We start from the raw sequence: 13,094 nt of genomic DNA, 5'->3' as shown, positions 1-13,094 counted from the left end.
TAATCATTATATGCACTGCTTGTACACATAAGAACAAAGGTTTAGAACGAGTAAAGCGGTGGATGAGTTAAATTAATGTTTTAATCAAAAATATAACGGCATTTATTAGGATAAATTAAGAGGAGAAGAGAACCTTAAGCATGTAGATAAAATAATTCATGATTAACGAGGTTATCCGTATGGTAAAAGACAAAAATGATGATATCTTAAAAGAATCTAAAAATATTAAGAAAAAATCTGCATCTAATAAAAAGAATAAAGTAAAATCAGAAAGATTACGTTATAAAAATGCGGATGATATTTATCGACAATAGCAGCCCCCCCACCATTGTGAGGTGGGGGGTAATTTTAAGTGATTCAGTTGCACTTAAGATTATCACTTGGATTATATTTATGTAAAGCAATCTATCACTTGTCAAATATTGACAAGTGATAGGGATAAGATTACATCCAAGCTGCTCCTACGATAATGAGAAGGATGAATAAAACGACGATTAGCGCAAAGCCGCCACCGTAACCGCCGCCGGAGCAGCCACCGCCGTTACCGCCAGCACCGTAGCCGTACCCGTAATTTCCAACTCCTCCATATCCACAAAACATATAAAAACCTCCTAATTAATATTTATGATTTACCATCCAACATAAGCGGTACCAACAATAATTAATAGGATAAACAATACAACAATCAGCGCGAATCCGCCGCCATAACCATATCCTGCTTCACTCATTCAAAAGCACCTCCAATTTCTTTATCTAACATTAATATATGTGAAAGTGTCCTCAACGTTATAGGCGAGAGGACTAGAAATGACTATTTGGGCGAAAGTGATAGATTTTTTAAGAAAAGTTGTAATCTAATTACCTCCCCCATACAGAGTCTTGGTTACTAACATATTATGTGACAAGGCTGTACTGGAGGTGAATACATGTCAGTTAAATATTATCATGGTCTCTGCCAACAGTATCGTGGCAGGGCTGTAGAAATCAGGACGCATCATGGGCAGGTTCATAGAGGAATAATTGAAAATGTGAATCAACGTCGCGTTCACTTGAGACCATTAGGAAGAAGAGGCGGTGGATTAGGTGGCTTCGGCTATGGAGGATTCGGTCCTGGAATGGGTGGTTATGGTCCATATGGTTATGGACGTGGATATCGAATTGCCTTAGGTACAATTGCTGCTTTATCTTTATTACCTCTTATTTTTTGGTAACAAATTAATGTGAAAATTATATACATCCACAGAGGATCAAAGGTTAGCCTGTCTGTGGGTGTTTTTTTATGTAGATAATATGAATGATAAGATATCAAAAAATAATTAATATTATGATAAGTAATGAATAGGCTTTTATTAAGACGTAGTCGCTATGCCAAAAAGATCTTCAATGTAAGCGATTTATTATAAAAGGAGGGAGTCATATGAAAAAGAGTTTAATTTGGCAAATTGTTGGTGCATTTATTCTTGCTATTATAGCTGGTCTTATATTTGGAAATCAAATTAGCGTTGTAGAGCCCCTTGGTGATTTATTTTTAAGGCTTATTAAATTTATTATTGTTCCATTAATCTTATCAACAATCATTGTAGGCGTCACAAGTACTGGAGATATAAAGAAGTTAGGTCGATTAGGTGGAAAGACAATTTCTTATTATTTAGTGACAAGTTTCATTGCAATTTCCCTAGGTTTATTAGCTGGCTTTGTATTTTCACCGGGAACAGGGACGGATTTAAAGATGACCGGTGAAGAAGTAGACGTGGCAGAGTCAGAAGGTGTTGTTCAAACCATTTTAAACATCATCCCAACGAATCCAATAGAATCATTAGTAAATGCGGATATGCTACAAATTATTTTCTTTGCTATATTTGTGGGAATAGGAATCACTATGGTGGGAGAAAAAGCTGAACCTGTCAAACGGTTTTTCGATGGTTTTGCTGAAATTATGTATAAAATCACAGGTATGATTATGACTGTTGTACCCATAGGTATATTCGGTCTCTTAGCTCCGATTGTCGGGGAATATGGAGCGGCTGTTTTATTACCACTCATAAAATTAATAATAGCCATGCTTATTGCATGTTTAATTCATATTATTATCGTATACTCTGTAGCGGTTAAAATGTTGGGTAATATGAATCTAGGTCAGTTTTTGAAAGGAATTTTCCCGGCAGCTGCGGTAGCATTCAGCACTAGTAGTAGTGCGGGGACTCTCCCGGTAACAATGAAGTCTGCAGAAGATAATTTGAATGTATCAAAGGAAACGAGTAGTTTTGTTCTCCCTTTAGGAGCAACAATAAATATGGATGGAACAGCGATTTACCAAGGCTTGGCGGTCGTTTTTATCGCTCAATATTTTGGAACTGATTTAACCTTTGCTCAGCTAGCAACAGTTGCGTTAATAGGGACGTTGGCTTCTATCGGCACAGCGGGAGTACCAGGTGCCGGAATGATTATGTTAACGATGGTCCTTGCTGCTGTTGGATTGCCTTTAGAAGGTTTGGCACTTGTTGCAGGGATTGACCGTATTCTGGATATGATGCGCACATCTGTTAACATAATAGGTGATGCATCTGCCAGCGTGGTCGTTGACGTCTCGGAACAAAAGAAGCAGAAGAAAGTGTCTTGAGATAAATTAAACAACAATATTTTATAAAATACACACCTTTTTGCCATAATAGGTTGAAGGGTGTATTTTTTATGTTTAATTTATATAGTCTTTTTCATTTATTATCGTTTGTATCTATGCTAAAATTAGCTTTCGTAGTTTAAAAAAACGTACTTTTTAATGTAATCTTACTAAAAGAAAGTGTGATATATGTGATTGACCAGCAAAATCCGCCTCATTCTTCAGAAACAATAAATAGAACACCAATTGTCATTGTTTTAATTTCTGCAGCTTTTGTGGCTATTTTAAATCAGACCTTATTAACAACAGCATTTCCTCATATTATGAAAGATTTAGATATTGATGCTAACTCTGTTCAATGGCTACAATCGGTTTTTATGTTAGTTAATGGGATTATGATTCCTATTACTGCGTTCCTGATTGATCGTTTTACAACAAGACAATTATTTTTTACAGCTATGGGTTTATTTGGAGTAGGTACATTTATATCTTCAATTGCTCCTAATTTCACTATTTTGCTGACAGGTAGAGTCCTGCAAGCAGCAGGTGCTGGAATTATGATGCCTTTAATGCAGACTATTTTATTTCTTATTTTTCCCATTAATAAAAGAGGATCTGCAATGGGAATGTTTGGTATGGTCATCGCCTTTGCACCAGCTATCGGACCAACATTATCAGGGTGGCTCGTAGACCAATTCCCATGGAGAAGTTTATTTTATATTGTTTTACCGATCGTTGTCATTGACTTGATCGTTGCTTACTTCCTCTTAAAGAATGTTACTAAACAGAAGTATCCAAAGGTCGACATGTTATCAATCGCCTTATCAACTCTTGGGTTCGGCGGTATATTGTATGGATTTAGCTCGGCAGGCACCCATACTTGGACAAGTGCACATGTGTATGTATCCTTAATTATTGGAACTGTTACTTTAGTATGGTTTATCCTACGTCAATTGAAATTAGAACAACCAATTCTTGAATTTAGAGTGTTTAAGAACAAAATGTTCACTATTACAACAGCGCTTGGAATGGTCTCATTCGTTGCTATGATAGGGGCTGCGGTCATAATGCCAATCATGATGCAAGATATGCTTGGATTCTCTGCGATGAAATCTGGAATGTCACTTATGCCGGGAGCCATTATCATGGGACTTATGAGTCCAATTACAGGAAGACTATTTGACAAATATGGTGCACGATGGTTAGCGATTATTGGGTTAGTTATTACGGTCATTACTACCTTCATGTTTGCAAATTTACATGTGGAAACGTCCTTTACGTATTTGGCAACTGTAAACGCCATTAGAATGTTTGGAATCGCAATGGTGATGATGCCAGTAACAACAGCAGGATTGAATTCATTAAGCAATGAGCTTATTCCGCACGGTACAGCCATGAATAATACTATGCGCCAAGTTGCAGGATCTGTAGGTACTGCTTTGTTAGTTACCATAATGACTAAAGCAACCATTCCCGAACAAGGAGTTGAGGGTATGATTCGAGGTGTCAACGTCTCCTTCATTGTTGCTGGTATATTTGCAATTATAGCACTCGTATTGGCCTTCTTTGTTAAAAATACAAAGCCAGTTGAAATGCCGACACAGCAAGGTAATTAAATGAACCAAAAAAATAGTACAAATCTATAACTGACCAATAAGAAATCTTGGAGGATGATACTTCTCAAGATTTCTTATTTTTTGATTTGAAAAACTATAATATCCTTGAATCGCTTTGCTCTTCCGGTCTCCTTTATCCCGTCAGGAGTACATCCAGTTTGTACATTCTTAAACGGCGCCTCACGCTTTTTTTGTGAATAAAGGGATTAAGAGATTTATGTGGAATTATATAAGTTAATGAGGCAAATATTTGAATTAAGACTAAGGAGAGATGAACTATGGTTTATCATAGTAAGGCGACAACAACGGATAAAGCCTATTTAAAGCTCAATAATAAAATCACCGAATACATAACTACCGAAGACAAGTTACAAGGAGCTCTAGTTGGCATGGAAGTAAAAGAAGCAACAACTGGAAACACAATTTTAGAACATATGTCCCATACCCGTTTAAGACCTGCTTCAAATATGAAAATATTTACGAGCATTGCTGCTTTATCAGTTTTAGGTGAAGATTATACATTTAGTACAGATTTATTAATAGATGGTTCAGTTAAAGATGGTCAGTTACATAGTACTTTATATTTGAAAGGAAAAGGTGATCCAACTCTTTTAACATCGGATTTGAAAATATTCGCTAAGCAAATAAAAGAAGGCGGAATTAATGTTATTAAGGGAGATATTGTAGGAGATGATACTTGGTATGATGATATACGCTTATCGAATGATATGATTTGGAGTGATGAACATTTTTATTATGGTTCTCAAGTTTCAGCTTTAACTGTTTCACCGAACGCTGATTTTGACACGGGATCGATTATCGTAGAAGTGACCTCCACCGAGATTGATGAAAAACCCGCTGTAAAGATTCTTCCGAACACGAGTTACGTTGATATCGAAAATAGAGCTGAAACATCTCTAGCAGGCTCTGAAGATGATTTAATTATTTACCGAGAACATGGCACAAACAAAATTATTATTGAAGGCTTCATGCCTGTTTCACTACCACCAGTCCGTGAATGGATTGCAGTATGGGAACCAACTTATTATGTTCTTGCATTATTCAAGGAAGCATTGCAACAAGAAGGTGTCAGCTGGACAGGTAAGTTACGCAGAGCAGCGGCACCTGAATCGGCTCAACTCTTGTACAGTCATTCATCAGAACCTCTATCTAAGATAATTATTCCCTTTATGAAATTAAGTAATAATGGACTTGGAGAAATGTTAGTAAAAGAAATGGGAAAATTTATGTGTAACGAAGGTAGTTGGGAATATGGGCTAGATGTTTTACTCAATCAATTAAAAACATGCGGAGTAAATACCGATACATTAATAATTCGCGATGGTTCAGGAATTTCTCATGCCACATTAATTCCTGCCCATGAAATAATAGAAGCTTTATGCCATATACAAAATGAACCTTGGTTTCCGGTCTTTTTAAATTCTTTACCTGAGGCAGGAAATAATGAAAGAATGGTAGGTGGCACATTAAGCGAACGTTTAGAGGAATATGAGGTGAAAGCTAAAACAGGTACGATTTATAGTGTCAGTACATTGTCTGGCTATCTCATTGGTCGAGAGAATAAAAAACTTATTTTTTCATTATTATTGAATAACCTTCTTGATGAAGAAGATGGACCGGGAATATTAGACCATATAATCAAAATAATTGCAGAACATGCATAGCGTAGCCACTTAAAAGATCAATTTCTCCCCTTTTAGATAATTATATTTGACTATATACCCCACGTGGTATATAGTGGACTTTAACTTCTTTAAAGAAAGGGGAGAAATACAATGCAATATGATACTAAGATGAAAAATCGTTACGAATTGAAGGCCAAGTAGAGGGTTAATTCATATGATGGAAAAAGAAAAAGAATGCGAAGAGATTGTCTATCAAATGTCTGCTGTCAAAGGAGCATTAGACCATGCTTCAGCCATGATAGTAAGTAAACATTTAGAGCAATGTATACATGAATCAAAAGAAGACCGTCATGCTGAAAAACTTGTTGAAGAAGCTGTTAATTTATTGATTAAAAGTAGATAAAATAATTTATTTATTTTTTTACTAAATTAAATACATGTAGGGGTATATGTATTTAATCGTGGAGGATAAGGAAGGAGAATGAAGTCATGAGTCAAAAGACGAAAACAACAATTGTATTGTTTAGTGGAGATTATGATAAGGCGATGGCGGCATATATTATCGCAAACGGTGCTGCTGCCTATGATCACGATGTTACAATTTTCCATACGTTTTGGGGACTAAATGCGTTACGTAAAGAAGAAAATATACCAGTTAAAAAAAGTTTTATGGAAAAAATGTTTGGTAGGTTTATGCCAAGAGGTTCAGATAAAATGGGGCTTTCTAAAATGAATTTTGGAGGCTTAGGCCAAAAAATGATTAAAAAAGTTATGAAAAAGCACAACGCTGTCCCCCTTCCACAGTTAATTGACATGGCCCAAGAACAGGATATAAAATTGATTGCTTGCACGATGACAATGGATTTACTTGGATTGCAAAAAGAAGAATTATTAGACGACATCGAATATGCAGGAGTTGGCGCTTATATCGGTGATGCTGAATATGGTAGTATTGATTTATTTATTTAAGTTAAAGTACAGTTTCTGGAGGGATTTAATATGACAATTAAAGTAGATTATACTCTTGATGCAAAAGGTTTAGCATGTCCGATGCCGATAGTGAAAACAAAAAAAGCTTTCGCCGGTTTGAAACCTGGAGAAATCATAGAAGTACAGGCAACAGATCAAGGTTCTATTTCCGATTTGAAGGCTTGGGCAAAGAGTGCTGACCATGATTATTTAGGAACAGATGAAGAAGGACCGCTTATAAAGCATTATATAAGAAAGGTAAGCAGTCCAGAAACTAAGGAAGAAAGAAAACACGATACAGTTTTAAGCCTAGAAAATTTGCAGGAAAAGATCGAAAATGATGAGAGCTTATTTATTTTAGATGTCAGGGAGCCAGCAGAATTTGCTTTTGGGCACATACCTGGGGCAATAAATATGCCTTTTAGTCAGATGGAATTTAATAAGTTAAATAAAGATGAATCGATTTATGTTATTTGTAGATCAGGTAACCGAAGTGATTTAGCTGCACAAAGACTTTCAGACGAAGGTTTTCAACAAATTGTTAATATAGTGCCTGGCATGAACCAATGGAAAGGTACTATTGAAAAAAATTAGGAGGGATTTAAGTGGTTAAAAGAATTACATCAAAAGAGTTAGCTAGCCGAATTTTAAATCAAAAGAAAACATTTATTTTGGATATTAGGAATGCTGAAGAATTTGATGACTGGAAGATTGAAGGAAAAACGGTAGATATCATTAACGAACCTTATTTCAATCTACTAGATGGAGTTGACCCTCTTGAAGGAAAAATAGAAAAAGACCAAGAGGTACTTGTGGTTTGTGCTAAAGGTGGATCATCAGAAATGATTTCTGAGATGCTTGAAGAGGCAGGCTATACAAAGGTTTATAATTAAACGGGTGGCATGGCAGCTTGGAGTGAACAGCTTACTCCAGTCAAAATTGCCGATCTAAAAGATGGAGGAAAACTTTATCAATTCATTCGTTTAGGTAAAGGATGTTTATCTTACTTGATTGAATCAAACGGAGAAGCTGCTGTTATTGATATTAGCCGTAATATCGAAGCTTATGAAACATTTGCCAGCGAGCATGAATTGAAAATAACTCATGTGCTGGATACGCACTTACATGCAGATCATATTTCCGGTGGAAGACGCTTGGCAGAAAAAGTAGGTGGAACTTATCATTTACCACCAAAAGATGCAACTGAAGTAGTTTATAATTATGAACCGCTTGTTGAAGGTGAAGATATTACAATTGGTCATACTTCTATTACAGTCCAACCGATCTATTCGCCTGGTCATACGATAGGCAGTACATCGTTTATTGTCGACGGCACTTATTTGCTGTCTGGTGATATTTTATTTGTTGAATCGATTGGCCGGCCTGATTTAGCCGGTAAAGCAGATGACTGGGTAAGTGACTTAAGAGAGACACTATATGAGCGTTATAAAGAATTATCTAAAGAGATTATTGTCCTACCAGCTCACTTTTCCTTTATTGAAGAATTAGGGGAAGATGGACATGTGTCAGCCAGTTTGGGAGATCTTTATAAAAAAAACTCTGGACTCCAAGTTAACGATAAAGAAGAATTTAAAAAGATGGTTACTGAGAATTTACCGCCACAACCGAATGCCCACATGAAAATTAGGGAGACAAATATGGGGAAATTGACTCCAACTATAGATGAACAAAAAGAAATGGAAATAGGCCCCAATCGTTGTGCGGTTCATAAATAAATTTTAATTTATATTAGAGGAGAGATGAAAAATGGACGTTAAAAAAACTTTAGATGCCACAGGAATTGCCTGCCCAATGCCAATCGTTAGAACTAAGAAAGCAATGGAAACTATAGCATCGGGCGAAATTTTAGAGGTTCATGCTACAGATCCCGGATCAAAAAGTGACCTTACAGCTTGGACGAAGTCAGGGGGACATGAACTGCTAAAAGATACTGAAGAAGAGGGCGTCTTTAAATTTTGGATAAAAAAAGGATAATATAAGCCTCCATAATCGGGGGCTTTCTTAATTTCTAGGGGGTGTCAAAAATCGAATATTCTATTATATTTTTAGTATTATTGTTTGTTATCGGTTTTATCGGTTCGTTTGTATCAGGAATGGTTGGAATTGGTGGTTCTATAATTAAATATCCTATGTTGTTATATATTCCGCCTGCATTAGGTTTCATTGCTTTTTCTGCACATGAAGTTTCAGGAATTAGCGCCGTTCAGGTATTTTTTGCAACTATTGGTGGTGTATTTGCATACCGTAAGGGTGATTACTTAAATAAACAATTAATTATTTATATGGGGACAAGTATATTAATTGGTAGTTTTATTGGTGGATATGGTTCCCGTTTTATGACTGATAGTTCAGTGAACTTGGTTTATGGTATTTTAGCAGTATTAGCAGCTGTCATGATGTTTATTCCAAAAAAAGAAATTGATTCCATTCCTCTTGAAAAAGTAACCTTCAATAAGTGGGTTGCTACTGTATCGGCTTTATTTGTTGGTATTGGAGCAGGAGTAGTTGGAGCTGCGGGCGCTTTTATATTAGTTCCAATTATGTTATTAATTTTAAAAATCCCAACCCGAATGACAATTGCGACATCGCTTGCCATTACGTTTATCTCCTCCATTGGTTCCACGACAGGGAAGCTACTTACTGGACAGGTTTTATTAGTTCCTGCTTTAATTATGATTGTAGCTAGTCTTATCGCTTCACCACTTGGCGTTAAAGTAGGTAAAAAAGTAAATGTAAAACTATTGCAAGGCATCTTAGCCGTACTTATCTTGGCTACAGCTATTAAAATATGGCTAGATATTATACTCGTTTAGTAGATTGGACAAGGAATTTCTTCAGATTTTTTCCTTCATAATAACGATGAAGGACAAGTTTTAGGATTTTTAACGAATTATGTCCTTCATCTTATAAATTATCATGACAGTGAAACATTATTTCAAGGAAATCGTTGAACTAGCGAACATCAATGTATTTCCAATCAAATTTTGGGAAAGTTTATGGCTTTATTTATGTTAATGAACTGAGCAACAACATAACAAAAGTAGCGAAGTCTTGTTAAGAACTTCACTACTTTTGTTTATTCTTCATTGGTTAAATTGAGTAAATCCAGAGCGTTGAAAAAGAGACTTAAAATCATGGCTACTATGGTGGCTAGCCCCATACCGGTTAGGGAGATTTCACCAATATTAATGGAAGCGCCACTAATCCCAATAACTAATACAACACATGTTAAAATTAAATTTTGCGGACGATTGTAATCCACTTTGGCTTCAACCAACATTCGAAGTCCACTCACAGCAATAATTCCAAATAATAGTAATGAAATGCCTCCCATAACAGCAGGGGGGATGGATGATATTATAGCTGCCAACTTACCAACAAACGACAGGACAATTGCAATAACTGCCGCCAAACCAATAATCCAAGTGGAATACACTCTAGTTATCGCTAATACCCCAATATTTTCACCATATGTTGTATTTGGTGTAGAACCAAATAAGCTGGAAAGTATCGTAGAAACACCATTTCCTGCAAGTGACCGGTCAAGACCTGGATCTTTGGTTAAATCTTTGTTAACAATATTACCTGTAACAAATAAGTGACCAATATGTTCCGGTATAATCACTAATGCTGCTGGCAGGATAACCAAAATAGCAGACCAATCAAATTTCATACTGTAAAATTGTGGCGAGGAAATCCATTGCGCTTCTTGGACAGGTGTCCAATCAACTAGACCAGCCAAATAGGCAATAATATAACCAGTAACGATTCCAATCAATATAGGAATAATTTTTAAAAAACCTCTTAATGTAACCCAACAAATAATCGTAATTAAGAGTGTAGCTAAGGCAACGAGTGCTACTGTCAAATCCATTGACCAATTTTCAACAGCATCTTCTGGTGGTATCCAGCCGGCCATATCGGCTGCAACAGGTACTAACTCAAGACCAATTACAGCAACAATTGCCCCCATAGCTGCAGGTGGGAATAGAACATCAATCCAAGCCGTGCCAACGAACCTTATAATCACTGCCACTAAACATAAGACAATTCCTACAGCCAAAAACCCTCCTAAAACGTAGCTGTATCCATCTCCACCATACATATTTAAAACCACAAACACAGGGGATATAAATGCAAAGCTTGAACCAAGATAAGCGGGTATTTTTCCCTTGGTCATAAAGATATAAATAAGCGTTCCAACACCATTCATTAATAAAATTGTGGCGGGGTTCACACCGAATAATACAGGTACAAGAACGGTTGAACCGAACATAGCAAATAGATGTTGTAAGCTAAGCGGTAAACTTTTTAAAAGCGGTAATCGTTCATCAACTTGAATCTCAGAATGTGACAAAGTCCATCTCTCCCTACATTAATTTGATGGTTTATCGGTTACCGCATTGTTTCCATAAAAAAACCTTGCCATTGAATTGGCAAGGTAATAAAATTAGACATATAAAGACAAATGTGTAATTTTTGTAGAGCAGATGAATCCTGCTCTTCACCTTGCCAGTCTCACAGGACTGGATTAAAGGTAACCGTATAAACTTATTATCAATATTATTACAAGTTCAATAGAAAAAGTCAATCTTTATTTTCAACATTGGTTAGTAGCTTCACCTACTATATGCTACTTTTCCACCAATAATAGTCATGTCAATGTCTAAATTCAATAAATCATCAGGATCCTTCATCGTAAAAGGATTCTTTGAGTAAACTGTCATGTCCGCCAATTTACCTCTTTCAATTGTGCCTTTAATGGTTTCTTCGTTTGTTGGATAGGCACCAAAAACGGTAAACAATTTGAAGGCATCATATATGGATAATTTTTCTTGCTGATTATAGCCATTATGCATTTCCTTAGGAAGTTTTCTTGTTACGGCTGCATGAATGCCTAGTAAGGGATTTACCGGTTCTACAGGGGCATCAGATCCGCCTGAGCAGAGCACACCAGCATCTAATAATGATTTCCACGCGTAGGATTTCTCCATTCTTTTATCACCTAATCTATTTTGAACCCACGGGAAGTCACCAGCTAGAAAACGAGGTTGGATATCAGCACATCTTCCTGGCTCCGCTAGTCGTTGAATTAAATCTTCACGAAGAACTTGCACATGAATTAAACGATCTCTATATGGTGTTAAAGGAAATTGATCCAATATATCAAGTACATTCTCTAATGCTTGGTCACCGATAGTATGTATAGCGACAGGCATATGTAAGTGTCGAGTATTATTAATAATGTTATATAGAGTCTCCTCGTTATAAATTGATTCACCATATGTGGACGTCTCATCAGAATAGGGTTTACTTAAATGGGCCGTTCTTCGGCCGAGAGCCCCATCCGAAAATATTTTAATTGCACCGATTTTTAGAGAATCATTTCCGAATCCTGTATAAAATCCTAAATCTTTAATTTCCTCGATGAATTCATGATTAATCAATAGATTGCATCTTAATAGCATTTGTTCTTGGTTGATTAACTCGTCGAATAAGTTGTATGTGTAGGTTAGTCCTCCTAAGTTAAGCGGATCATTTGTGTGAACGCTTGTTAGTCCATTCCTAATGGCAAGTTTAATGGCCTTTCGCATGGCTCTTTTTGTTTCATCATAAGAGGCTTCCGGAATATGTTTTTCTATGAGCGTAGAAGCAGTTTCTAGAAGTAGGCCCGTAGGTTGTTTAGTCTGATTATCTAACTCAATTAGTCCACCCTCAGGTACAGATATATTGGAGTGGTAATTGACTCTTTCTAACGCTTTTGAATTAACTAAAAAAGCATGGCCACATATTCTTGGCAGGAATAAAGGGACGTGGGGCGCTACGAAGTCAAGTTCTTTAATTGTTGGTATATCACCATCTGTAAAAAGGTTTTCATCCCATCCTCTGCCCAATAACCAATCGTGTTCTGAAAGCTTGTCGGCTTTTTCCTTTAATTTATTTAAAAGTTCTTTCTTAGAAGTTAAACTGGTTAAATCTAGATTAAGATAATTACCTGCGATTCCTGATAAATGTAGATGGCTATCAATTAGCCCGGGTGTAACCGTTTTTTCATCAAGGTCAATAATTTGATGTCCTGATCGCCCCCATTGTAAAAGCATATCATCTGTGGATCCGAGATCAATAATCCGTCCATTTTCCACAACAACTGACTCTACTACCGGCATTAGCCGATTAAATGTATGTATATTACCGTTAATAAAAAGCTGTTTCATTAACTCC

General features: G+C 36.4%; 13 protein-coding genes and 2 pseudogenes. 11 read left to right on the top strand and 4 right to left on the bottom strand.

Translation table 11 applies throughout. The annotated features are described in order from the left end of the window. Positions 1–179 precede the first annotated feature (179 nt). Positions 180–314, top strand: coding sequence for a hypothetical protein (locus KQI49_RS18770; RefSeq protein ID WP_256439004.1), 135 nt, complete (start codon positions 180–182; stop codon positions 312–314). Positions 315–444: 130 nt separating this feature from the next. Here KQI49_RS18770 and KQI49_RS18600 read toward each other — a convergent pair. Both KQI49_RS18600 and KQI49_RS09920 read right to left on the bottom strand, forming a co-directional pair. Beyond that, positions 445–522 (bottom strand): annotated as a pseudogene (locus tag KQI49_RS18600) (YjcZ family sporulation protein); the annotation flags it as partial. A 107-nt stretch (positions 523–629) separates the two neighbouring features. Then, positions 630–728 carry a YjcZ family sporulation protein gene (locus KQI49_RS09920; protein WP_216488529.1) on the bottom strand — a complete coding sequence of 33 codons (99 nt, stop codon included), beginning with the start codon at positions 726–728 and terminating at the stop codon, positions 630–632. A gap of 198 nt (positions 729–926) precedes the next feature. On the opposite strand from KQI49_RS09920, the gene KQI49_RS09915 reads away from it, so the two are divergent. From KQI49_RS09915 to KQI49_RS09870, 10 genes and pseudogenes are all read left to right on the top strand, one after another. Continuing rightward, complete coding sequence (locus tag KQI49_RS09915) at positions 927–1,211, top strand: hypothetical protein (protein WP_216488523.1); 285 nt, start codon at positions 927–929, stop codon at positions 1,209–1,211. 206 nt (positions 1,212–1,417) lie between these two features. Then, the gene (locus KQI49_RS09910; protein ID WP_216488521.1) at positions 1,418–2,620 is read left to right on the top strand and encodes a dicarboxylate/amino acid:cation symporter; all 1,203 of its coding nucleotides are present in this window, start codon (positions 1,418–1,420) and stop codon (positions 2,618–2,620) included. A 194-nt stretch (positions 2,621–2,814) separates the two neighbouring features. Continuing rightward, positions 2,815–4,236 (top strand): MDR family MFS transporter, encoded by a 1,422-nt coding sequence (locus KQI49_RS09905; protein ID WP_216488743.1) that lies wholly within the window; start codon positions 2,815–2,817, stop codon positions 4,234–4,236. Positions 4,237–4,514: 278 nt separating this feature from the next. Continuing rightward, positions 4,515–5,921: a D-alanyl-D-alanine carboxypeptidase/D-alanyl-D-alanine endopeptidase gene (gene dacB, locus KQI49_RS09900; RefSeq protein WP_216488518.1), complete on the top strand. Its 1,407-nt coding sequence runs from the start codon at positions 4,515–4,517 to the stop codon at positions 5,919–5,921. Positions 5,922–6,096: 175 nt separating this feature from the next. Beyond that, positions 6,097–6,285 carry a metal-sensing transcriptional repressor gene (locus KQI49_RS09895; RefSeq protein WP_253286772.1) on the top strand — a complete coding sequence of 63 codons (189 nt, stop codon included), beginning with the start codon at positions 6,097–6,099 and terminating at the stop codon, positions 6,283–6,285. Positions 6,286–6,371: 86 nt separating this feature from the next. Next, on the top strand, positions 6,372–6,851 hold the full coding sequence (locus tag KQI49_RS09890; RefSeq protein WP_216488509.1) for a DsrE/DsrF/DrsH-like family protein: 480 nt from the start codon (positions 6,372–6,374) through the stop codon (positions 6,849–6,851). 30 nt (positions 6,852–6,881) lie between these two features. Continuing rightward, positions 6,882–7,445, top strand: coding sequence for a sulfurtransferase TusA family protein (locus tag KQI49_RS09885; protein WP_216488507.1), 564 nt, complete (start codon positions 6,882–6,884; stop codon positions 7,443–7,445). A gap of 11 nt (positions 7,446–7,456) precedes the next feature. Then, positions 7,457–8,587 (top strand): annotated as a pseudogene (locus tag KQI49_RS09880) (MBL fold metallo-hydrolase). A gap of 31 nt (positions 8,588–8,618) precedes the next feature. Continuing rightward, positions 8,619–8,846: a sulfurtransferase TusA family protein gene (locus tag KQI49_RS09875; RefSeq protein WP_216488505.1), complete on the top strand. Its 228-nt coding sequence runs from the start codon at positions 8,619–8,621 to the stop codon at positions 8,844–8,846. A 50-nt stretch (positions 8,847–8,896) separates the two neighbouring features. After that, positions 8,897–9,685: a sulfite exporter TauE/SafE family protein gene (locus KQI49_RS09870; RefSeq protein ID WP_216488741.1), complete on the top strand. Its 789-nt coding sequence runs from the start codon at positions 8,897–8,899 to the stop codon at positions 9,683–9,685. A 263-nt stretch (positions 9,686–9,948) separates the two neighbouring features. Here the strand turns inward: KQI49_RS09870 and uraA are convergent, their stop codons facing one another. Both uraA and KQI49_RS09860 read right to left on the bottom strand, forming a co-directional pair. Next, positions 9,949–11,229: a uracil permease gene (gene uraA / locus KQI49_RS09865; protein WP_216488503.1), complete on the bottom strand. Its 1,281-nt coding sequence runs from the start codon at positions 11,227–11,229 to the stop codon at positions 9,949–9,951. Positions 11,230–11,491: 262 nt separating this feature from the next. Continuing rightward, positions 11,492–13,087, bottom strand: a complete 1,596-nt coding sequence (locus KQI49_RS09860) for an amidohydrolase (RefSeq protein ID WP_216488501.1) — start codon at positions 13,085–13,087, stop codon at positions 11,492–11,494. Positions 13,088–13,094 lie beyond the last annotated feature (7 nt).

The organism is Virgibacillus sp. MSJ-26, from assembly GCF_018918075.1.
In the GTDB taxonomy this organism is placed as follows: Bacteria; Bacillota; Bacilli; order Bacillales; family Amphibacillaceae; genus MSJ-26.
This window is presented reverse-complemented; position numbering and strand designations above follow the sequence as displayed.

Excerpts from the sequence above, each read along its gene's own strand:
- KQI49_RS18770 (WP_256439004.1), top strand. The coding sequence starts at position 180 with ATGGTAAAAGACAAAAATGATGATATCTTAAAAGAATCTAAAAATATT.
- KQI49_RS09920 (WP_216488529.1), bottom strand. The coding sequence starts at position 728 with ATGAGTGAAGCAGGATATGGTTATGGCGGCGGATTCGCGCTGATTGTT.
- KQI49_RS09915 (WP_216488523.1), top strand. The coding sequence starts at position 927 with ATGTCAGTTAAATATTATCATGGTCTCTGCCAACAGTATCGTGGCAGG.
- KQI49_RS09910 (WP_216488521.1), top strand. The coding sequence starts at position 1,418 with ATGAAAAAGAGTTTAATTTGGCAAATTGTTGGTGCATTTATTCTTGCT.
- dacB (WP_216488518.1), top strand. The coding sequence starts at position 4,515 with ATGGTTTATCATAGTAAGGCGACAACAACGGATAAAGCCTATTTAAAG.
- KQI49_RS09895 (WP_253286772.1), top strand. The coding sequence starts at position 6,097 with ATGATGGAAAAAGAAAAAGAATGCGAAGAGATTGTCTATCAAATGTCT.
- KQI49_RS09890 (WP_216488509.1), top strand. The coding sequence starts at position 6,372 with ATGAGTCAAAAGACGAAAACAACAATTGTATTGTTTAGTGGAGATTAT.
- KQI49_RS09885 (WP_216488507.1), top strand. The coding sequence starts at position 6,882 with ATGACAATTAAAGTAGATTATACTCTTGATGCAAAAGGTTTAGCATGT.
- KQI49_RS09875 (WP_216488505.1), top strand. The coding sequence starts at position 8,619 with ATGGACGTTAAAAAAACTTTAGATGCCACAGGAATTGCCTGCCCAATG.
- KQI49_RS09860 (WP_216488501.1), bottom strand. The coding sequence starts at position 13,087 with ATGAAACAGCTTTTTATTAACGGTAATATACATACATTTAATCGGCTA.